Here is a 20,458-nt window from a genome sequence, read left to right as displayed (position 1 = left end):
GTAAATATTTTCAAAATTATTATAGCTTAAAAAGAGGGGTATTTCCTCAAAAATACTCCTCGTTCGATATCAAATTACATATTTCTAGGCGGCAATGGACCGAAAAACTGCAAGTATTGGCATTCGATTCGTCCGTTAAACAGCTTACGACGTTTGTCCGCTTTACGATTGAAGTAGTGTTCAAATTGTTTCGTCGGGCTAATGGCAAAAAAGGACCATGTCGGTAAGTGAGCTGCCATAACTCCAAACTGACGAATCATTTTTTGTACTTCAACATCTTCACTTAGCCGTTCGCCGTAAGGCGGATTTGTAATGATGCAGCCGTACTCGCCTTTGGGCTGAGCTTTGGCAACCGGCAGCACCTTAAGCTGAATTTCCTTGCCGAATCCGGCGCTCTTAATCGCTGCCGTAGCTACTTCGATCGCTTTCGGATCAATGTCGCTGCCTGTAATATCAAGCTGAATATCATCCTTAACACTGTCAAAAGCTTCTTCTCGGGCCTCCTGCCACAAATGCTCAGGCACCGTATGCCAATGCTCACTATTGAACGAACGGCGAAGTCCTGGTGCAATATTCCAACCGATCATTGCTGCTTCGATCAGAATCGTGCCTGATCCGCAGAAGGGGTCATACAGAGGTCGGTTAGGTGTCCAGCGGCTAAGCTGAACAAGAGATGCTGCTAACGTCTCCTTTAGAGGCGCTTCGGTTACAAGTTTTCTGTATCCGCGCTTATGAAGTCCCGCGCCTGTCGTATCGAGCGTCAGGAGCGCGATGTCATTAAGTAGGTTAACCTCAATCACATAGCGCGGTCCATTCTCGGGAAACCACTCTGTTTGGTACTTCTGCTTTAGCTTTTCAACAATGGCTTTCTTTACGATACCTTGACAGGCAGGTACACTGCTTAACTGTGATTTGTGAGAGCGGCCTTCGACAGGGAATTCGCCATGCTCAGGAATCCAATGTTCCCATGGAAGAGCCTTTGTTCCTTCGAATAGTTCGTCAAACGTTGTAGCGGGGAACTCACCCATTTTGACGAGTATACGATCTGAAGACCGAAGCCATAAATTACATCGGCAAATATCAATATAATCTCCTGAGAAGGTGACACGTCCATTCTCAACTTGTAAATCGTCATAACCTAACTGCTGTAATTCTCTAGCGACGATCGATTCGAGCCCCATCGCGGCCGTCGCAATAAGCTTTAATTGCTTCATTTTCGTGTTCAACTCCGTTTTACTTGTGACTGTTCGGTAAAAACCATACAATCAAGTATAGGATAATTAAGAGTAGAAGGAAAGGAGACTCGTGATGTTAACTCCCGAACAATATACAAACGAGCTTTTTGAAAAGGATGAAGTGCTGGAGCGGGTGAAGTTATCTCTTGCTGACAAAGGAATACGCGATATTTCCGTAGAGCCGGCATATGGGAAATTGCTTACGATGCTTGTGAGATTATCACGTGCAAAAAACGTGCTTGAAATTGGTGTGCTTGGCGGTTATAGCGGCATATGCTTAGCGCGCGGTCTTGATCGCGACGGGAAGCTGGTTTCTCTTGAGCTGAAGGAAGAGTTTGCTGAACTTGCTCAGAGCCATCTGGATGAGGCGGGATATGGTCATCAAGTCGAATATATGACAGGACCTGCCTTAGACAGCTTAGAAATATTGAAGCAGCAAGGTCGTAAATTTGATTTTTATTTTATTGATGCAGATAAAGAAAACTATCCGAATTATTTAGAATATGCCATTTCCTTAGCAAATCCTGGTGCGGTGATCGTCGCTGACAATTTATTGCTCCGCGGCCGCACACTTAATGAGGAGAAGAATGGTCCGGCTGTTCTTGCCATGCGTAAATTTAATGAGACAATTGCAAGGGATGAACGTCTGATCAGTACAATACTTCCTTCGTATGATGGTCTAGCTCTAGCTATCGTGAAATAAAGCAGAATGAGAAGAAGCGTGCCCTGTTTTGTGATGCATAGGGGCACGCTTCTTTTATCATAGACATGAAATTTTTACTGATATGAAGGGTGTTCTTTGGCGCTGTATAGATGTCTTCTAACCCACACTGTGTTCAGCAGCATAAGGCAGCCGGAGACGACAAATAAGCCTTCAATCCCAATGAATCCAGATAGTACGCCTCCAATGGTGGCTCCGAGCATGTTGCCAAGCGCGAGTGTACTGCTGTTAAAGCCAAATGCCCGGCTTTCCATGCCATCTGGCGTGTAAGACCGAATAAGTGCATTCACACTAGGCAGTAATCCGCCCATAAATATCCCCATACAGAACCTTACAACGACAAGCTGCCAAACAGAATGAACAAACGCCTGTGGTATTAACGTCAGTGAAGCGCCAACAAGGGCGATTGTAAGGACGCGGTGTGCGCCTACTTTATCGCTTACTCTGCCGAGCAGCGGTGAGGCAATCATATTAGAAACACCTGTTGTTGCCCCGACAAATCCTGCCCAAAACGCAATATTCTCCGTGCTGTGATGGAGCTTCTCCACATATAGCGGCAGAAGTGACATCGGACTCATCATGGCGAACTGCAACAAGAAAGTGACTGTAAACAAAGCGGGAAGCTCAGGTACCTTCGTCAGCTCTTTAAATCCAGCAGCGACCGAAATTGGTGGATGCTCGGCTGCTTCTTTCCGGTCGAATTGTTCTCGAACAAGAAATAATGCGATTAAAGAAGCGATGAACATGAGTGTTCCTGTAATATAGAAAATCGGACGAAAACCAACGACATCAGCGAGACTGCCTCCGATTAAAGGGCCAAGAATGGTTCCTGCGACTACACCCGACTGCATTACACCCATGGCAAAACCCATATGTTTTTTAGGGGTTGTCCCGGAAATGAGCGCGGTTGATGCCGGATTAAACCCCGAAATTGTACCATTGAGCAAACGAAGTGCGAGAAGATGCCAGGGCGACGTAGCTTGTCCCATAAAAAATGTAACGATCGCCATGCCAAAACCGGAACGCAGCAACATAACCTTCCGGCCATACTTATCTGCGAGCTTGCCCCAAATAGGCTGAAAAATAAACGAAGTGACAAAATTGGCTGCAAAAATAACACCAGCCCATACTCCAATCGCGTGTTCTCCCTTTACACCAATATCTTGCTGTAAATATAAAGAAAGAAACGGTGTCACCATGGTCATACCTGCGTTCACTAGAAATTGTCCGAACCAAAGGACGATAAGATTGACCTTCCATGATTTCAAAACGCTTCTCGCTTCCTTTCGTGCTGACTATGTACTGCATTATTTGTTATTACAGTATAGCACACTTTGAAAAGTGACTAATGTCATAGTATTGTCAACGGTTGTTCGTACAATAGAGTTGTTACTTACTTACAAAAAGGGCATAATATTAATTGAAACTCTACAAATAATGGGGGCAAAACAATGACCTATAATGATCGTTTAATCCGGGCTTGCCGTAAACAACCTGTTGACCAATTACCAGTTTGGTATATGCGGCAGGCAGGACGGTACGATCCAGATTATCGCAAAATTAAAGAGAAATATACACTTCTAGAAATTTGTCAGCAGCCTGAGCTCGCAGCTGAAGTAACGATGATGCCTGTTCGCAAGCTTGGCGTCGATGCTGCTATTTTGTATTCAGATATTATGAATCCTGTCGCTTCACTTGGTGTTGATTTTGATATTGTTAAAAATATAGGGCCTGTCATCGACAATCCAATTCGGACAAAAGAAGACGTTGAGCGGCTTCGCCCAATCGATGTTGATAAAGACCTGTCTCATATTATGGAAACGATACGGATTTTGGATAGAGAACTGGACGTGCCTTTGATCACCTTTGCAGGCGCTCCTTTTACGATTGCCAGTTATCTGATTGAAGGCAGACCTTCAAAATCGTATATTCGTACCAAAACATTAATGTATGAACAACCTGAAGTTTGGCATCAGTTAATGGCTAAACTCGGAGATATGGTGATTACCTACCTTCGCGCTCACGTTGCGAATGGAGGTAGAGCTTTTCAATTGTTTGACAGTTGGGTAGGTGCACTTGCTCCTAAAGATTTTCAGGTGTATGTACTGCCAACGATTACTCGTATTTTTGCCGAACTTCAAGATTTGGATGTACCTAAAATTTATTTCCCTGGTGTAAGCTCTGGAGAACTGCTCCCAACGCTTCGTAATTTGCGGGCTGATGTCATTGGACTCGATTGGCGTGTATCCATTACAGAGGGACGTAAACGCACGGGTAACAAATTTGCAGTTCAAGGCAATTTGGACCCATATGTTCTAACAGCTCCAATGAATGTTATTAAACAATATGCTAAAGAAATTATCGATGAGGGCATTAAAGAGCCGGGCTTTATATTTAATCTAGGACATGGTTTGTTCCCTGAAGCATCACTCGATAAGTTGCGCGAACTGACCGAGTATGTTCACGAATATTCAGCTTCAGCACTCAAGCAAAGCACACTTCAAGCATAACGAGGAGAGGGAGGGGAAAGTAATGAAAAATAAAGTAGGCGTACTGGTGATGTCATATGGCACACCTCAGAACCTAGAGCAAGTCGAAGCTTATTATACGCATATTCGCCGTGGTCATCCGCCAACACCTGAGCTTCTTAAAGAGCTTGTTGACCGATATGAGGCGATTGTAGGCGGCGTGTTTCCGCTTCGTGAAAATACGGACAAACAAGTAGCTGCACTTCAAGATACGCTTAATCGATTAAATCCATATTCAGATGTAGAATTTGTATGCTATCAAGGCTTGAAACACGCGGAGCCTTTTATTGAAGACGGCGTACAGCAAATGGCTCAAGATGGAATTAAGAAAGCAATCGGTATTGTGCTCGCTCCTCATTATTCCGTAATGAGTATAGGCGGATATATAAAACGCGCTGAAGCCAAAGCTGCAGAGCTTGGCTTAAGTATTTCGTTCATTAAGAGCTATCACCTGCATCCAAAACTGATCAAGGCTTTCACGAATCGTGTAAACAAACGTCTTGAACAGTTCGAAGAAGCGGGCGCAGACCGTGATCAAGTTCGTGTACTCTTTAGTGCACACAGTCTTCCAGAGAAAATTGTAGCCATGGGAGATCCTTATGTGGATCAGCTTCTTGAAACGTCTCGAACAGTTGCGGAACAAGCAGGTGTGACTAATTGGCAATTTACATGGCAAAGCGCTGGACGGACCTCTGAACCGTGGCTTGGACCAGATATTTTGGAGACGATGCGTACCTTAAGTAAAGAAAATATTAAAAACGTGCTTGTAGCGCCGATAGGATTTGTGTCTGATCATCTGGAGGTTCTCTATGACCTTGATATCGAAGCTCAAGCACTTGCGAAAGAGTTAGATATGCGCCTAATGCGAATTGAGTCATTAAACACGGATCCGCTTTATATGGAAACGCTAAGTGACGAGATTTTAGGTGCATGGACAAAGGAATGATGTATACATGACAGCTCAAAATCCAAAGATTGTGATCATCGGCGGCGGACTAACCGGTCTTAGTTCTGCCTTTTACCTTCGTAAATTTTACCGTGAATCGGGCCTTTCACCGCAAATTACGATCATTGAAAAAGATTCAAAAATGGGCGGGAAAATTGAGACGCTACTCCGTGATGATTTTGTGATCGAGAAGGGACCGGATTCTTTCTTGGCACGCAAAACGGCAATGATTGATTTGGCAAAGGAACTGAACCTAGAACAAGAGCTCGTATCGACAAATCCGGATGCTAAGAAAACGTATATTTTGAACAAAGGTAAGCTCCATCCAATGCCTGCAGGACTCGTGCTTGGCATTCCTACACAGCTTATGCCATTCCTCAAAAGCGGTTTAGTTTCGTTTGGCGGGAAGGTGCGTGCGATGATGGATTTCATTATTCCACCTCGTCGCAGTACCGAGGATGAGTCGTTAGGTAATTTCATCGAGCGCCGATTAGGTGCAGAAGTGCTTGAAAATATGACTGAGCCTTTACTCGCCGGAATATATGCTGGGGATACCCATCATCTTAGTTTGCAGGCAACTTTTCCGCAATTTGGTGAAGTGGAAAGAGAATACGGCAGTCTAATTCGTGGGATGATGAGCGGCAAGAAACCGAAAGAAACGCATTCTGGGACGAAGAAGAGTATGTTCTTAACGTTTCGAAAAGGACTGCAAACTTTGGTGGACACACTCGTAGAATCACTTAATGATGTCGATCAACGGATGAATACCGAAGTGAGAGCTCTTCATCTGGGGGGAGAGTCTAAGTACAAAGTAGAATTAGGCAATGGAGACATGCTCCATGCGGACATCGTGTTCGTAACGACTCCGACTTTTGTAACAGCTGAGATTCTTAAACCTCACGTTGATGTAAGTCCGCTAGAGGCGATCAACTATGTGTCCGTCGCTAATGTGGTCATGGCATTTCGTAAAGAAGATGTCAAAGAGATGTTCGATGGTTCTGGTTTCCTTGTGCCTAGAAAGGAAGGCCGTAACATAACAGCTTGTACATGGACTTCGACGAAATGGCTTCATACAAGCCCAGACGATAAAGTCCTTCTAAGATGCTACGTAGGCCGTTCTGGTGATGAGCAGAATGTTTATTTGCCGGATGAAGCTCTTACGGATTTAGTTCGTAACGACGTACGCGACTTAATGGGGATTACAGCTAAACCGCTGTTCACAGAAATAACGCGTCTTGAAAAGTCGATGCCTCAGTACCCTGTAGGCCATATTGAGGCCATTCAAGGTTTACGTGAAGATTTAGCAACAAATCTTCCGGGTGTATATATCGTTGGCGCTGGTTATGACGGGGTTGGTCTTCCAGACTGCATTAAGCAGGCTAAGGAAGTTGCTCAGCAGGCAGCAAGCGTAGATTAATTGATTCGTATTTCATAAAGAACCCTTCGCATGTTCACCAGCGAGGGGTTCTATTTATGTTACAGAACCTGATATAATGGATGTAAAATGAAATCCAAGTATTTAATTTTTATACGAAATGAAGGAGTGAATAATGTACCCGCCAAGATCGAGTAAGTATCGGGAGAAGAAGCAGGAAAAGCAGAAGCGTCAAAGCCGAGCTTGGACCATTATAAATTTATGTCTCATCGTACTCATCGGCCTTTTATTCAGCTATTATTTCTTTGCTGAAGATTTAGGACTCATTCATAATCCTGACACCAATAGAGCAGACGAATACTCTGCTGTATCTGATCAGTTGAGCGTACATAATGAAGGTCAGACAAGTGAGACGATTACGGCAAATCAAAGATTTGAAGGGAAGGAACAAGCCGGATCCAGCACGCATAATAATGCCAATCCTGCTAAGACCGATACATTATCAGACAACCAAGAGAAGGGTGACGATCATACCGTTACCCTTCATTTTGTAGGAGATGTTATGTTCTCTGGACGTGTCCAGGACAAATTGCTCATCGAGGGGAACGATTATCCTTATCGATATGTGAAGGAACGGTTTCTAAATGATGACCTTACCGTTGCCAATTTGGAAACGCCCGTCACTGCGAGAGGCACAGGTGCTGCAAATAAGACGTATGTGTTCAAATCATCTCCGGATGCGCTTGCGGAAATGGCGAAATCAGGATTTGATGTTGTCAATGCTGCAAATAATCATATTCTAGATCAAGGTCAAGAGGGACTGCTCGATACGCTAAAATTTATTGATCTGAATAAGATGAAAGCGATCGGAGCTGGTCGCAATCAGAAGGAAGCCTATTCGCCTGTATATGTTGAACGCAAAGGAATGAAGATCGCTTTATTTGGATTTAGCCGTGTACTCCCGGATTCAAGCTGGAATGCAGGTGAAAATAAGCCCGGCGTGGCGGGAGTATATAACCCTCCTATTGCTATTGAACAGATAAAAAAAGCACGCAAACAAGCCGATCTAGTGATTGTTATTATACATTGGGGAACCGAGAGGGTAGATACAGTTGATAAGAACCAAAGTTCACTAGCTCACAGTTTCGTTGAAGCGGGTGCAGATTTGGTCGTCGGTGGACACCCTCATGTGATGCAAGGCATTGAGCAATACAACAATAAATGGATTGTTTACAGCACAGGTAATTTTATTTTCACGAAATCGACTGTACCTAAAACATGGGAGACGGCCATTTTTGAGGCAAAATGCGATAAAGGGCGGGCTTGTTCTCTTAAACTTATTCCATACTGGGCGGAGCTGGCTCAGCCTGTCCCTATGAATGCAAAGGATAGTCAGGCACTGCTAAAGCGGGTGCAAAGTATTTCTTCAGGGATTACAATTCGGCAAGATGGCACGGTAATATCAAACAGGTAGTATTTGGATCGAAAGGAGACCTTACATATGGGGAACCCGTGTGTAGCTCATCGCGGATACTCGGCTGTGGCGCCAGAGAATACGCTTGCCGCTGTGAGGCTTGCAATGACAGAGCCATACGTGCAGTGGATTGAAATCGATGTACAATTGTCTCTAGACGGTATTCCTGTCGTTATTCACGATTACACATTAAACCGAACGACGAACGGACGAGGCCGAGTTGGCGATTACACGTGCGAGGAGCTGCAGAATCTTGATGCGGGGCGATGGAAGGGGAAGGCTTATGCCGGAGAACAAATTCCGACGTTAATGGAGGTTCTGCAGCTCGTATGCGGACGACTTCGGGTTAACATTGAGCTCAAGACAAAAGGGGATATGTACCCTGGGCTGGAAGAGATTGTTGTTCACTGCGTAAGAGCTCATCATATGCAGCATGATGTGTGCATCACTTCCTTTGATGTAAACTCGATCAGGAAGGCTAAAAGGCTAGCTCCTGAAATAGCTACAGGCCTTATTGTAGATTATCGTCCCCATGATTTAATTGATCAGTTAGTCCTTGAAGAATGTTCAATGCTGTCCATCGACTATAGACATGTAGATGCGAAATTGCTACAGCAGCTTAGGCAATATAATATGAGTACGATGGCTTGGACCGTCAATCATTCTAAAGATATGATAAAATTAGCTGAGATCAGTCCGGATATTTTAATTTGCACGAATGATCCGGATGTATGGAAAGAGACATTTTTAAGCAATCATGCAGACTAATTCGTTCTTCCTCATTAACTAGTAAAGGTGGCTGTAATATCAGATGAATACATCAATTAGAAACGTATATTGCGTTGGTCGAAATTATAAGCTTCATGCGGCTGAGCTTGGCAACGCTGTGCCTGAACAACCAATGATTTTCTTGAAACCGTCTCATGCAGTGGTTTCATTGGACGGAAGCAAATTGCCTCTTCCGCAGCAGCAAGGGGAGGTTCATTATGAGGCAGAACTTGTTATAAGGATCGGCAAACCATATGAATCAGGCATTTCTGTCAATGAACTAGTAACAGAGATGGCCTTCGGCATCGACTTTACGCTGCGCGATGTGCAAAATGTCATTAAACAAAAAGGTCACCCTTGGACGGCAGCGAAAGGGTTTAAAAACGCTGCGCCTATTACGGAATTTATCCCTTTTACATCGCTTGATAAAGTGAAGGAGCAGGACTTTACACTTATAAAGAACGGTAATGAAGTGCAGCGCGGAAATGTTAAGGACATGATCTTTTCACTTCAAGAGATTGTTGATTATATTGCAGAACATTACGGCCTTGGCGAGGGAGATATTATTTTTACAGGTACGCCTGCAGGAGTTGGTCCTGTAGCAGAAGGGGACCGACTGGAAATCTATTGGGGTGATCAATCTGTTGGAAGCTGCATCATTGCATAACATCATCATAAATTGGTTAATAGGCGCAGCTTGCGCCTTTATTGTTGCTGGAGCGGCATATTTCAAGCGTTCACTGACGCTGTCAGGATGGATTGCTGCGACCTTCATGGGAATGGTCTACTATGGAGCAGGCAGTCTATTTTGGTTTGGTATTTTGCTCGTATTTTTTATTTCTTCGACGTTATTATCAAAGCTTAAGCAAAGCCAAAAGTCAGATCTTGAGGGGTCCTATGCTAAAACAGGCCGCCGTGATGCTGGACAAGTGTTCGCCAATGGCGGAATTGGAATGCTTCTCTGTCTAACAAATTTCATTTGGCCGCACCCGGCATGGGGATATTTATTTGTTGGGGTTATGGCTACGGTTACTTCAGATACATGGGCAACGGAAGTGGGAAGTTTAAGCCGGAAGGCGCCTCGCTCTATTCTAACTTGGAAACGGGTTTCCCCTGGGGCTTCTGGAGGTATATCGACACTTGGAACATGGGCGGCTGCTGCGGGCGGACTGCTCATTGGGCTAAGCGCTTGGACCTTTGATGCACTGACGGATGTCAGCAGGACATCTTTATGGCTTTGGCTCGTCATTGGTCTTATTGGTGGACTGGTTGGCGCTTTTACTGATTCGTTTCTCGGGGCAACGGTTCAGCTTATGTATCGATGCCAAATATGCGAGAAAGAGGTTGAAGTGGCTGAGCACTGCGGTGTTCAGACGCATTACCACCGTGGTCATCATCTCATGACAAACGACGCGGTCAATTTATTGAGCTCGATTGCAGGAGCAATTGCGGGTATTGTGCTAGGTTCATTGTTAGGATAGATAACGGTTAGCTTAACATTCGACAAGCGAGAATGCCCGTGGTATAGTTCAATTTGAATCTATAATACGGGAAGAGAAGTAGGGAACGAATATGAATATTTTAACAGCCGAGCAAATATCGAAGAGCTATGGGGATAAGGTGTTATTTCAAGCTGTTTCCTTTGGTATGGACGATCAAGATAAAATTGGCGTAATCGGCGTCAATGGTACGGGTAAATCCACATTTCTGAAGGTGGTCGCAGGTATAGAACCGCCCGACGAAGGCAAAATATCGATCAATAATGATGTAAGATTACAGTATTTAGCACAAAATCCGGATTTTGATCCAGAAATCACTGTGCTGCAGCAAATCTTTCGCGGGGAAGGCGAGGAGCTTAAGGTCATTCGTGAATATACGGAGACGCTGGAACTGCTCGACATTAATCCATCGAATATGTTGCTTCAAGAGAAGCTGGTCAAATTAAGTCAAGAAATGGATAGACTGCAAGCATGGCAGCTGGAAAGTGAAGCCAAAAGCGTATTGTCTAAACTCGGTATTTCGCAGTTTGATGCTAAGATGGGAACGCTTTCCGGTGGACAACGTAAGCGTGTCGCACTCGCTGCAGCGCTTATTCAGCCTTCTGAACTGCTTATTTTGGACGAACCTACGAACCATATTGATAATGATTCGGTCGCATGGCTCGAGCAATATTTGCAGAAGCGCCGCGGGGCTCTGCTCATGATTACGCATGATCGCTATTTTCTTGACCGAGTTGCGAATGTCATGCTTGAGCTTGACCACGGCAGATTGTTCAAGTATGAAGCGAATTATACACGCTTTCTAGAACTGAAGGCGGAGCGGGAAGAACGGGAATCTGCAGAAGAGCAGAAGCGTCAAAATTTGCTCCGCACAGAGCTGGCATGGATTAGACGCGGAGCGAAGGCGCGGACTACGAAACAGAAAGCGCGTATCGATCGATTTGAGAAACTTCAAGAACAGCAAGTAGAACATAAATCGGATACGATGGAAATGTCCGTAGCGTCAACTCGCCTCGGCAAAAAAATACTCGAAATCGATCATGTTTACAAGAAGTCAGGTGAACGTACGCTTATTAAAGATTTAAGCTACATCGCTGTACCAGAAGACAGAATCGGCATTGTCGGTCCGAATGGGAGCGGCAAATCAACTTTGCTTAATCTCATTGCTGGTAAGCTTGAGCCAGATCAAGGCGAGATTATATTGGGTCAGACGGTAAAACTCGGCTACTTTACCCAAGAGCATCAAGAGATGGATGAGAACCAGCGAGTTATTGAATACATTAAAGAAGAAGCAGAAGTCGTTCGTACAGGCGATGGATCGACAATTACGGCAGCGCAAATGCTAGAGCGATTCCTATTCCCGCCAGCCATGCAGTGGACGCCTATTGCGAAGCTGTCAGGCGGTGAGAAGCGGAGATTGTATCTGCTTAGAGTGTTAATGAGCGCTCCAAACGTATTGCTGCTGGACGAACCTACGAACGATTTGGACATTCAGACGCTTGCCATTTTAGAAGAATATTTAGATGAATTTCCAGGCGTCGTCCTTGTCGTATCTCACGATCGCTACTTCTTAGATCGAACAGTAGACAAAATTTTCGCCTTTGAAGGAAATGGCGATGTACGTGTTCATGTGGGCAACTATTCCGAGTACGCAGAATGGATGGCGAAGAACGGAGTTCGGCCTATTCAAACGAATTCTGTACAAGAGGGGAACACAGCGGAGCCGAAAGCGGCAAGCGGTACGAAGGAATCGGGCGTTCGTGAAAAACTGAAATTTAGTTATAACGAACAACGAGAGTTCGAGCAGATTGACGGCTTAATCGAGGCGGCTGAGAAGAAACTGGCCGACATTACGCTGCAAATGGAACAGGCATTTAGTGACGCAGCTAGGTTGCAAGAACTGCTTGTGCTTCAGCGTGAGACAGAGACAGAGCTTGAACGATTGATGGATCGTTGGGCATATTTGAATGAATTGGCCGAACGAATCGCTCAGCAGAAATAAGTTGAAGAGCAAAAGATGGGGGTATCCCTTTGCCAAATGGCAATTGGGATACCCCTTTGTATTTTGTATTAATAAGTTTGAATATAGGCAGCGAGCAGCTTCGCTGTGTTGATGACGGCCTCTTTATGTGTTCTTTCCATTGCATGGGATGCATGAACTCCTGGTCCAATCAATGCGGTGCGGATGTTATGACCGCCGCGAAGAGCTGCAGAAGCGTCAGATCCGTAATGTGGATAAATATCAACTGCATATGGCAGCTGCTCCTTCTGAGCGAGCTCAATAAGTCTGCCAGTAAGCTCATAATCATATGGACCAGACGAGTCCTTAGCGCAAATCGATACATCTGTTTCTTTACAGCTGAGGTCATCTCCTATCGCACCCATATCTACAGCAATCATGTCGGAAATTCCTTCAGGAATATACGATGCGCCATGTCCTACTTCTTCATAATTCGTAATGAGGAAGACGACGTTATGGCGCGGAACCCAGCCTTGGCGTAATCACTGCGCGAGCATCGAACGAAATAAAGTCGCCTACAGAGATGCCGAGCTTCTGTACATCTTCTCTGGACTGCACGAGCTCGTCAATGCGTACTTCCATGTGCTCTTCTTGCCGTTTGAAATCTCTTGCATCGCTATAGACATGAACAGATGGATGTGTGGAGAGGATCGTTCCGGTATATGTTTTGCCGCTGCGTGTATGTATAGTGCAATATTCATTCTCGATACTTTGCATCATAAACCCGCCCACAGAGGTGATACGAATCGTTCCTTGCGGGGTGATCGAACGGACCATTGCGCCTAAAGTATCCACATGAGCACTGAGTGCGATCGTGCGGCTGTTGTCTTGTCCGTCTACTTTAAGGATGAAACCACCTTTTTCATTGCGTGTGTTTGAATAACCTAATGCCGCTGCTTCTTTTTCAATGACATCCATAATTTGATGAGTGTACCCGCTTGGGCTTGGTGTATCTAGCAGTTTTTTGAGCAGTGCTAGAATATAAGGTTCGTTTGGTTGTATGGACATGTAGAGAATACCTCCTTTAGATCATATAAGGTAAGTCAGTGGGTGTTCGGTTGTTGATTTGCTGGAGTCGGTTCTTCCACCTTCGTGTCCTTTTCAGGGAAAACATAGCCTGTAGCTTCTTCAATATGTACAAGCTTTGCACTCAAACTCTTAATCGTACGCTGCAATTTATACTGACGATATATGCCATATGATCCGACAATAATGCCGCCGATAAGGGTGCAGCCTAATATAAGCAGAATAAGCGGAATTTGCACCGTGCTGAACAATAAATTGACTTCTACAGAGCTCACATTAATGACTGCAAAAATAGCGATGAGCAAAGCGAACAATAGACCAGCAATGAGTGACCATTGTTTTCGCATACGGTGGATGACACCTCCTTATAGGAACAGTTTAAAATCCCCTGCCCAAAAGGGCAAGGGATTTTATGGAATTGAAAGATTAGTTAGTAAGTTGTTCCATTTGTTTGATCACATCTTCGAACACAGCCATTGCTTCACGGATTGGTTCTGGTGAAGACATATCTACGCCGGCCTTTTTCAGAATGTTGATGGAGTAGTCGCTTCCGCCGCTCTTCAGGAACCCAAGGTAACGGTCTACAGCTGGTTTTCCTTCTTCAAGGATTTGTTTGGAGAAGCTCGTAGCTGCCGAGAAGCCTGTAGCGTATTTGTACACGTAGAAACTAGTGTAAAAGTGCGGAATACGCGCCCATTCCATTTCGATGTCTTGGTCTACGACCATGCCTTTGCCATGATACTTCACATTTAAATCATAATAGATTTGGGATAGGTCTTGTGATGTTAAGGATTCGCCTTGCTCAGCACGTTCGTGAACAATTTTTTCGAATTCAGCAAACATCGTCTGACGGAATACGGTTGTACGGAATTGGTCCGCATAGTAGGTTAGGAGATACATTTTTTGCTTCGGATCGGTTGATTTTTTGAGCAAATAATCCATCAGCAGCGCTTCATTTGTCGTTGATGCCACTTCAGCAAGGAAAATGGTGTACTGTGCGTCACGATACTTCAGATTGTTATCTGAGAAGTAAGAGTGAAGCGCATGACCCATTTCGTGAGCTAAGGTGAACATGCTGTTTAAGTTGTCTTTATGGTTCAGCAGCACGTATGGATGCGTACCATATGCGCCCCAGCTGTATGCACCTGTACGTTTGCCTTCATTCTCATAGACGTCGATCCACCCGTTATTGAATCCTTCTTGAAGGGGATTTAAATAGTTGTCACCCAGCGGACTCAGACCTTCGCTGATCATTTGTTTTGCTTGCTCGTAAGTAATGTCCCATTTGTATTCCTCTACAAGCGGTGCAAATAAGTCGTACATATGCAGTTCTTCGACACCAAGCAGTTTTTTACGAAGATTCATATAGCGATGCAGCAAAGGCAAGCTTTCATGAATCGTATCAATTAAGTTTGTGTATACTTCTTTCGGAATGTTATCTCCGTAGAGAGACATTTCGAGAACCGAAGGATATTTGCGCACGCGGGAATAGAAAATATTTTTGTTTATATTCGCTGTAAGCGTTGCTGCAATGGTGTTCTTTTGCTTCCGATACGTTTCGTATACCGCTTTGAATGCGCTGCGGCGAACATCACGGTTTGGGCTTTCGAGAAATTGAATGTAGCTTCCGTGCGTTAATTCTGCCTCATTGCCGTTCTCATCTTTAATTTTCGGAAACTTCATATCCGCATTATTAATCATGCCAAAAATCGTTTGCGGCGCTTGTGATAAGTTGCCGACTTGTGCGAGCAGCGCTTCCTCTGCTTTTGAAAGGACATGTGCTTTCTCGCGTTTCATCTCTTTGAGCGTGAATTGATACTCAGAAAGGATAGGATTAGCAATGAACGAATCCAGTTGTTCATCGGACAAAGCTAAAATTTCTGGAGTTATAAATGAGAGCGCCTCATTAACTTCAACATTCAGCTTTTTACCTTTTTGCGATAAGGATTGATATGTAGGATTTGTAGTGTCTTCGTCATGATGCAGATGAGCGTAGACATATAGTCTTTCCACGTGCTGAGATATTTCATCTTCAAGTTCAAAGCAAGCCTTAATTTCTTCTGGCGTGTTCAGTTTACCTTGGAACGTCTGGGCTTTAACAAGCAGTTCCTTCACTTCCTTGTATTCTTGATCCCATGCTTGTTGACTCTGGAACAGATCTTCCAAATTCCAGCGATGTTCTGCAGGTACTTCGGTCCGTTTTAAAACTTTACTTTGGCTCATAGTAATCCTCCTTTGAATGTTAGATGTTAAAAAATCTATATCATGCTGGGATGAGGCATGAGATGCTATCGGAATAGGCATTATACTAAAAGCAAGCATAATTGTAAGGGGCTTAATAACTTTCAAGACGAAGCCTCCCTATACACAAAGTTGCCTTTAGTGTATCCCTGCTGCAGAAAAATATTTAAATATTTCTTATGGGGTGGAACCGAAATTCAATAAATTGTATACAATGAGAAAGAAGGCAAACAGAATAAATGCGATGGCAGTTCCGGCCATACCACGCTTTAGCTTTGACGGTATAGTATCTTTCATCAGTATTAATACAGCACCCAAACAAAAAGCAGCAATAATAAATATAACGACGCTTGCGGAATCCATAATTATTCAATCGTTCTCCTTATAAAGGGATGGTCCTGCTATACTTCTTTAAAAGCATTCATGATTTGATTCCATTCCTCTTCTCTATCCAAATACTCTTCTTTCGGAAATCTTCCCTTTACCCATTGCATCATGGCTGGGCGACTGAGGAAGGTGTGGGTTTCTTCACCCCATTGATCTGAAATTTCGCGGAGTATAATGTAGCGGCCTTGAACTTCCACTGTCATCATATTCCATTTGTCTTTTTTGTATATTTCATGTTTTTTAATCATATGCAATTCTCCATTTCAGCTTACACTCTTGAAAAACCTTTTTATGTAGAATGATACCTTACCTACTGCAGGAAAGCAAATGAAAAGGCATTCAAAACAGAAGATACAATTGCATTGTAGAGAAGCATGGAGTATAATGAAGTTATTCGCCACATATGGCGTTATTTTTAGGAGGTTGTTCATTTGAAAGGTACAGTTAAATGGTTTAACGCAGAAAAAGGTTACGGCTTTATTCAAGTTGAAGGCGGCGAAGATGTATTCGTTCATTTCTCCGCAATCCAAGAAGACGGCTTCAAAACTCTAGAAGAAGGCCAAGCGGTAGAATTCGAAATCACTGAAGGCAACCGTGGTCCTCAAGCAGCTAACGTAATCAAATTATAAAGATTTTCTCCGGGTAACGGATCACTTATATAGTTTGGTTTAGTACAGCATCAAAGACACAGTTCTCAGACTGAGAGCTGTGTTTTTTTGCATCTGTAATTAGCGTTAAATGTTGAAATAGATTGATTCGTCATAATAACAAAGGGAGACTTCCGTATGAACGGAGGTCTCCCTCTCTTTTCCCTTAAATAAGCAGAACAATCAGTCAATGATATGAAGTATTTCGGCAACATCTTTGCGGGGCATGATGTTCGGACGTACTGCGGGGTGCCCAAGCGCAATAACCATATTGATTGCACGATCCTCCGCAATATTCAAATATTCACGAAGTTGTTTCTCGGCAAGCAGAACTGGACCTGTCATTGGGCATGTAGCCAGACCTTTAGCATGAGCGGCAAGCATTAAATTTTGAGCGGCGAGCGAGCTGCTCTTAATGCCTTCCTCGCTCCATACTTCAGGCTCTACAAACCTGATTGGATCAAAAATACGTTCGCGAAATTTTGAGTTATACGGTGTAGCCAGACAAACGATCAATACAGGTGCACCTGAGAATGCTGTCGCATAGGGACCGAACGATTTCGTAAGAAGCTTCGCTTCACGGGCTTGTCCGTTCGCTTCAGCTTTGGCTGCAACAGCGTTCAGTTGTTGCCACGTTAAATCTTCAATGTGTTTAATTTTATCGCGGTTTACAATTGCGATGAATTCCCATGTTTGTGAGTTCGTATCACTTGGAGCATATCTTGCACAATCAATAATTTCTTCGATATCCTGCACAGAAACATCTTCATCGGTAAAATCCCGAATACTGCGGCGTGTGAGAATAACTTCTTTGAATTGTTCAAACTGCATCAATTTCCCACCTTTTACGACTAGGTACTAAAACCAGATCATGATTCTGACATCATTCATTGTAAACGGAAAGAAGCGTCATTTCAAGAAATCGTTTCTTTGATAAAGAGATGCTTCATCAGGAAACCGATAAAGGCCACAATCGAAAAGGCTACCGCAACTAAATAAAAATCCGATCGGCCTACATGTTCGTAAATGATACCTCCGAATGTACCGCTTAGCAGACCTGATGCGCTCGACCAAGCGATCGTATATAACGCCATCCCGGTAGCCCGGAAATCCGGCGGTATGATTCGAGATAAATAACGGACAGCAGTGACGTAAAAAATACCGAAAGTTAAGCTGTGCAGACCTTGGATGAATACAATTCCTATGGGTGAATCGGTCAGGCTCATGAGCAAGAAGCGAACCGCATACATAAAGCTTGCAAAAGCGATCAGCGGAAGCTCTTTAAATTTGTCACCATATTTGCTAAGCAGAAAGAAAACAGGGATCTCGCTTAAAGAGGACATGACGAGCGCCCAGCCGACAATGCCTTCACTTGAACCTAAATCATGCAGAGCAATGGTAAGAAATGCTTCATTCATTCGATGACCAAGCGCAAGGCAGAATACAAAAATGAAAAATAACAATACCTCTTTACTCCGAATAATTCCCCATAATCCCGACAGATCCATTTTGTTGACCGAGCCTGGTTGATCTTTAATTTTGAATGCAAAGAGAAGAGCGGTAAAAGTAATAGCTGCACAAATGGCTATCGTCCAAGTGGTTCCTATGTTCGTTAATATGTATCCGACGGTCAGTGCAAAAAAGGCGTAGCCGATAGATCCGAAAATACGAATGACAGTGAAATTTCTTCCATATTTATGTGCGGTTACGATAGATAACGTATCTGTTAACGGAAAAGCAGGATAATAGAAAAAATAAAGAAACGATATGACGACGAACACAACTGCAAACGATGAAGCCGTATACAAAACCAAAGCCATAATAAGCTGGCCAATCGTAAGGATGATTAGTATTTTTTTGATCGTCTTATACCGATCGCTCGCAATGCTCCAGAACATATTGGAGAAAATGGAGATGAGCGGCCCAATCGCATACAGCAGTCCGATTTGTGAACTGCTGAAGCCTATGTGGCTGTAAAAAAGCGGGAAGAAAGATACGACAAGGACACTGTTTCCAAATAACATAAATGTAAATGCCCTCAGCCAATTTTGTTCAGCGTGGGCTTCAGAGCGCTGGTTCATGCGTCAAAACTCCGATCTGTTGAATATTGTTTATGTGATAGTCTATTGACGAGAGTTACAATCGTAAATTCAGCGAGCAGTCCGAATGACTGAGCGATTGCTCCAATCATACCGTTCCACTCAGGTACAGTTGCAGCAAGCAACAAAAGAATGACAATTGTGCAGATCGCGTTAGCCGTTTGTGAGCGAAACATCGTTTTCGTTCGTCCGCTTAGAAGAATTAGTCCATTTCCATAATCAAGCCACGGCATAATAAGCGGATAAAGGATAAATGTTTGCAAAGTATGTAAGCTTTGTATTAGAAGCTCTCCTCTTACATGCATGACGACTTCTAGCACCCAATATCCGATAGGAGTATATGCGACTCCAATCAGCATAAGAAATGGAATGAAACCGATGACAAGAATAAATTTCCTCACGATTACTGCGTCGACTTGATAATAGTTGAGGACGACTTGATGGATGTATGTAAAAAAGCTGAGCATCAGCTGCATCAAGCTGCCCGCTACCGCAAAAGCGGATATGGCTAGGGCAACGCCGCTTGTTTTACCGAGAATAATATTGGTTACTGGGCTGATGAATAAAGCGACTACAGAAGATAAGAGCAGCGGTTTATAAAATCGGTAAATATCTGCCCTTGTTTGGGAGGGAAGATGTTCTGATCTAACAGGCATTCGCTTTACAATGCTTCGTCCTTCCCAGAAGCTCACAGCTGCTTCAATGATCATGCCGGCTAAGAAGATGACCGCTCCGACGGTACCGCTCTTCACGTTGTTAGTGTGAATGAAATATAGCGAGAGAAAGTACATCCCTGCCAGCCGAATGACCATCCCAATCGTAAGCCATTTTGTATGATTATTGGTAATGAGAACGCCTTGATAGATATTACGAATGACTGAAAAAATGCTAACGAACATTAACACTTGATAGACCGCCACAACATGCGGGAGCATATGTTCCTCTACTCCAAATATAGAGCCGAAAATACTAGTTCCGACAGGAGTATATACAATTAGAAATCCGATGAGCAGCACGAATGCTAGAAAGATGTTCGTCACCTGAGTTATAGCGCGGAAAGAAGTTCGATCTCGAACTAGGGTTGAACAAGTCTGCCGAAGTAACGTCGATGGACGTTCCGTGATGGTCAGCAAACTAAGTGCTATGGAATAGCTGGCAATGACAGTCGCCTGGTCTGCAGATTGGGCAAGGGTACTGTTGATAATAACATGCGAGATCGTTACAAGAGATGCAGAGATCCCAAGCGGCACAAAAAAAGAAAATAACCGTCCCCATGAGAGCGGTTTCTGAGATGTCATGGCAAACGACTCCTTTGTGCATTTGAAATAAAGCTAGTATAACATAATGTCGACATTTTCGGAGTAATATTGAAGTGCTGCCTTCAAAAGAATGAATGTGATGACGACTGTATTTTTGTTAATTGTCGAATAAGTGGGAACATATTATAATAGATGTATTTAGATATATGATTTGTAGACAGAAATGTGGAGGC

Annotated in this window: 19 protein-coding genes and 1 pseudogene; 10 read left to right on the top strand and 10 right to left on the bottom strand. The window is 43.8% G+C overall.

Going from position 1 to position 20,458, the window contains the following annotated elements; all coding sequences use genetic code 11:
* Window positions 1–74: 74 nt before the first annotated feature.
* A complete protein-coding gene (locus J2Z20_RS13220) occupies window positions 75–1,214 on the bottom strand; it encodes a THUMP domain-containing class I SAM-dependent RNA methyltransferase (RefSeq protein WP_209851004.1) in 1,140 nt (379 codons plus the stop codon).
* A 94-nt stretch (window positions 1,215–1,308) separates the two neighbouring features.
* Between J2Z20_RS13220 and J2Z20_RS13215 the strand changes: the two genes are divergently transcribed.
* Window positions 1,309–1,938 carry an O-methyltransferase gene (locus J2Z20_RS13215; protein ID WP_209851001.1) on the top strand — a complete coding sequence of 210 codons (630 nt, stop codon included), beginning with the start codon at window positions 1,309–1,311 and terminating at the stop codon, window positions 1,936–1,938.
* A gap of 74 nt (window positions 1,939–2,012) precedes the next feature.
* Here J2Z20_RS13215 and J2Z20_RS13210 read toward each other — a convergent pair whose 3' ends face one another.
* On the bottom strand, window positions 2,013–3,224 hold the full coding sequence (locus J2Z20_RS13210) for an MFS transporter (RefSeq protein WP_209850998.1): 1,212 nt from the start codon (window positions 3,222–3,224) through the stop codon (window positions 2,013–2,015).
* Window positions 3,225–3,407: 183 nt separating this feature from the next.
* Here J2Z20_RS13210 and hemE point away from each other — a divergent pair, with 183 nt between their 5' ends.
* The 8 genes from hemE (at window position 3,408) to J2Z20_RS13170 (ending at window position 12,548) form a co-directional block, all read left to right on the top strand.
* Window positions 3,408–4,466: a uroporphyrinogen decarboxylase gene (gene hemE, locus J2Z20_RS13205; protein WP_209850996.1), complete on the top strand. Its 1,059-nt coding sequence runs from the start codon at window positions 3,408–3,410 to the stop codon at window positions 4,464–4,466.
* Between the two features lie 22 nt (window positions 4,467–4,488).
* Window positions 4,489–5,430, top strand: coding sequence for a ferrochelatase (gene hemH, locus J2Z20_RS13200; RefSeq protein ID WP_209850994.1), 942 nt, complete (start codon window positions 4,489–4,491; stop codon window positions 5,428–5,430).
* Between the two features lie 7 nt (window positions 5,431–5,437).
* The gene (gene hemY, locus J2Z20_RS13195) at window positions 5,438–6,847 is read left to right on the top strand and encodes a protoporphyrinogen oxidase (protein ID WP_209850992.1); all 1,410 of its coding nucleotides are present in this window, start codon (window positions 5,438–5,440) and stop codon (window positions 6,845–6,847) included.
* 133 nt (window positions 6,848–6,980) lie between these two features.
* Window positions 6,981–8,279, top strand: a complete 1,299-nt coding sequence (locus tag J2Z20_RS13190; RefSeq protein ID WP_209850990.1) for a CapA family protein — start codon at window positions 6,981–6,983, stop codon at window positions 8,277–8,279.
* A gap of 27 nt (window positions 8,280–8,306) precedes the next feature.
* On the top strand, window positions 8,307–9,047 hold the full coding sequence (locus J2Z20_RS13185) for a glycerophosphodiester phosphodiesterase (RefSeq protein ID WP_209850988.1): 741 nt from the start codon (window positions 8,307–8,309) through the stop codon (window positions 9,045–9,047).
* A 43-nt stretch (window positions 9,048–9,090) separates the two neighbouring features.
* Window positions 9,091–9,714, top strand: coding sequence for a fumarylacetoacetate hydrolase family protein (locus J2Z20_RS13180; RefSeq protein WP_209850985.1), 624 nt, complete (start codon window positions 9,091–9,093; stop codon window positions 9,712–9,714).
* Between the two features lie 7 nt (window positions 9,715–9,721).
* Window positions 9,722–10,528, top strand: coding sequence for a DUF92 domain-containing protein (locus tag J2Z20_RS13175; RefSeq protein WP_209851271.1), 807 nt, complete (start codon window positions 9,722–9,724; stop codon window positions 10,526–10,528).
* A 91-nt stretch (window positions 10,529–10,619) separates the two neighbouring features.
* Entirely contained in the window at window positions 10,620–12,548 is a 1,929-nt protein-coding gene (locus J2Z20_RS13170) for an ABC-F family ATP-binding cassette domain-containing protein (protein WP_209850982.1), read from the top strand.
* Window positions 12,549–12,616: 68 nt separating this feature from the next.
* On the opposite strand, the pseudogene J2Z20_RS13165 reads toward J2Z20_RS13170, so the two are convergent.
* The 5 genes and pseudogenes from J2Z20_RS13165 to J2Z20_RS13145 form a co-directional block, all read right to left on the bottom strand.
* Window positions 12,617–13,574: pseudogene (locus J2Z20_RS13165) on the bottom strand (M42 family metallopeptidase).
* A 35-nt stretch (window positions 13,575–13,609) separates the two neighbouring features.
* Window positions 13,610–13,939, bottom strand: coding sequence for a LapA family protein (locus J2Z20_RS13160; RefSeq protein ID WP_209850979.1), 330 nt, complete (start codon window positions 13,937–13,939; stop codon window positions 13,610–13,612).
* Window positions 13,940–14,018: 79 nt separating this feature from the next.
* Window positions 14,019–15,815: an oligoendopeptidase F gene (pepF, locus tag J2Z20_RS13155; RefSeq protein WP_245252344.1), complete on the bottom strand. Its 1,797-nt coding sequence runs from the start codon at window positions 15,813–15,815 to the stop codon at window positions 14,019–14,021.
* Between the two features lie 195 nt (window positions 15,816–16,010).
* Window positions 16,011–16,196 carry a hypothetical protein gene (locus tag J2Z20_RS13150; protein WP_209850976.1) on the bottom strand — a complete coding sequence of 62 codons (186 nt, stop codon included), beginning with the start codon at window positions 16,194–16,196 and terminating at the stop codon, window positions 16,011–16,013.
* A 38-nt stretch (window positions 16,197–16,234) separates the two neighbouring features.
* Window positions 16,235–16,468 carry a hypothetical protein gene (locus J2Z20_RS13145; protein ID WP_209850973.1) on the bottom strand — a complete coding sequence of 78 codons (234 nt, stop codon included), beginning with the start codon at window positions 16,466–16,468 and terminating at the stop codon, window positions 16,235–16,237.
* Window positions 16,469–16,651: 183 nt separating this feature from the next.
* Between J2Z20_RS13145 and J2Z20_RS13140 the strand changes: the two genes are divergently transcribed.
* A complete protein-coding gene (locus J2Z20_RS13140) occupies window positions 16,652–16,849 on the top strand; it encodes a cold-shock protein (protein WP_209850970.1) in 198 nt (65 codons plus the stop codon).
* Between the two features lie 201 nt (window positions 16,850–17,050).
* Here the strand turns inward: J2Z20_RS13140 and J2Z20_RS13135 are convergent, their stop codons facing one another.
* The 3 genes from J2Z20_RS13135 to J2Z20_RS13125 form a co-directional block, all read right to left on the bottom strand.
* Window positions 17,051–17,698, bottom strand: a complete 648-nt coding sequence (locus J2Z20_RS13135) for a nitroreductase family protein (protein ID WP_209850967.1) — start codon at window positions 17,696–17,698, stop codon at window positions 17,051–17,053.
* Window positions 17,699–17,781: 83 nt separating this feature from the next.
* Window positions 17,782–18,948 carry an MFS transporter gene (locus J2Z20_RS13130; protein WP_209850964.1) on the bottom strand — a complete coding sequence of 389 codons (1,167 nt, stop codon included), beginning with the start codon at window positions 18,946–18,948 and terminating at the stop codon, window positions 17,782–17,784.
* Complete coding sequence (locus J2Z20_RS13125; RefSeq protein WP_209850961.1) at window positions 18,945–20,264, bottom strand: MATE family efflux transporter; 1,320 nt, start codon at window positions 20,262–20,264, stop codon at window positions 18,945–18,947. The genes J2Z20_RS13130 and J2Z20_RS13125 overlap by 4 nt, the downstream gene beginning before the upstream one ends.
* Window positions 20,265–20,458 lie beyond the last annotated feature (194 nt).

This window comes from Paenibacillus sediminis (assembly GCF_017873765.1).
In the GTDB taxonomy this organism is placed as follows: domain Bacteria; phylum Bacillota; class Bacilli; order Paenibacillales; family Paenibacillaceae; genus Paenibacillus_AG; species Paenibacillus_AG sediminis.
Note: the sequence above shows the minus strand (reverse complement) of the source record. Positions and strands in the feature narration are given on the sequence as shown.

Excerpts from the sequence above, each read along its gene's own strand:
- J2Z20_RS13220 (WP_209851004.1), bottom strand. The coding sequence starts at position 1,214 with ATGAAGCAATTAAAGCTTATTGCGACGGCCGCGATGGGGCTCGAATCG.
- J2Z20_RS13215 (WP_209851001.1), top strand. The coding sequence starts at position 1,309 with ATGTTAACTCCCGAACAATATACAAACGAGCTTTTTGAAAAGGATGAA.
- hemE (WP_209850996.1), top strand. The coding sequence starts at position 3,408 with ATGACCTATAATGATCGTTTAATCCGGGCTTGCCGTAAACAACCTGTT.
- hemH (WP_209850994.1), top strand. The coding sequence starts at position 4,489 with ATGAAAAATAAAGTAGGCGTACTGGTGATGTCATATGGCACACCTCAG.
- hemY (WP_209850992.1), top strand. The coding sequence starts at position 5,438 with ATGACAGCTCAAAATCCAAAGATTGTGATCATCGGCGGCGGACTAACC.
- J2Z20_RS13190 (WP_209850990.1), top strand. The coding sequence starts at position 6,981 with ATGTACCCGCCAAGATCGAGTAAGTATCGGGAGAAGAAGCAGGAAAAG.
- J2Z20_RS13185 (WP_209850988.1), top strand. The coding sequence starts at position 8,307 with ATGGGGAACCCGTGTGTAGCTCATCGCGGATACTCGGCTGTGGCGCCA.
- J2Z20_RS13180 (WP_209850985.1), top strand. The coding sequence starts at position 9,091 with ATGAATACATCAATTAGAAACGTATATTGCGTTGGTCGAAATTATAAG.
- J2Z20_RS13170 (WP_209850982.1), top strand. The coding sequence starts at position 10,620 with ATGAATATTTTAACAGCCGAGCAAATATCGAAGAGCTATGGGGATAAG.
- J2Z20_RS13160 (WP_209850979.1), bottom strand. The coding sequence starts at position 13,939 with ATGCGAAAACAATGGTCACTCATTGCTGGTCTATTGTTCGCTTTGCTC.
- pepF (WP_245252344.1), bottom strand. The coding sequence starts at position 15,815 with ATGAGCCAAAGTAAAGTTTTAAAACGGACCGAAGTACCTGCAGAACAT.
- J2Z20_RS13150 (WP_209850976.1), bottom strand. The coding sequence starts at position 16,196 with ATGGATTCCGCAAGCGTCGTTATATTTATTATTGCTGCTTTTTGTTTG.
- J2Z20_RS13145 (WP_209850973.1), bottom strand. The coding sequence starts at position 16,468 with ATGATTAAAAAACATGAAATATACAAAAAAGACAAATGGAATATGATG.
- J2Z20_RS13135 (WP_209850967.1), bottom strand. The coding sequence starts at position 17,698 with ATGCAGTTTGAACAATTCAAAGAAGTTATTCTCACACGCCGCAGTATT.
- J2Z20_RS13130 (WP_209850964.1), bottom strand. The coding sequence starts at position 18,948 with ATGAACCAGCGCTCTGAAGCCCACGCTGAACAAAATTGGCTGAGGGCA.
- J2Z20_RS13125 (WP_209850961.1), bottom strand. The coding sequence starts at position 20,264 with ATGACATCTCAGAAACCGCTCTCATGGGGACGGTTATTTTCTTTTTTT.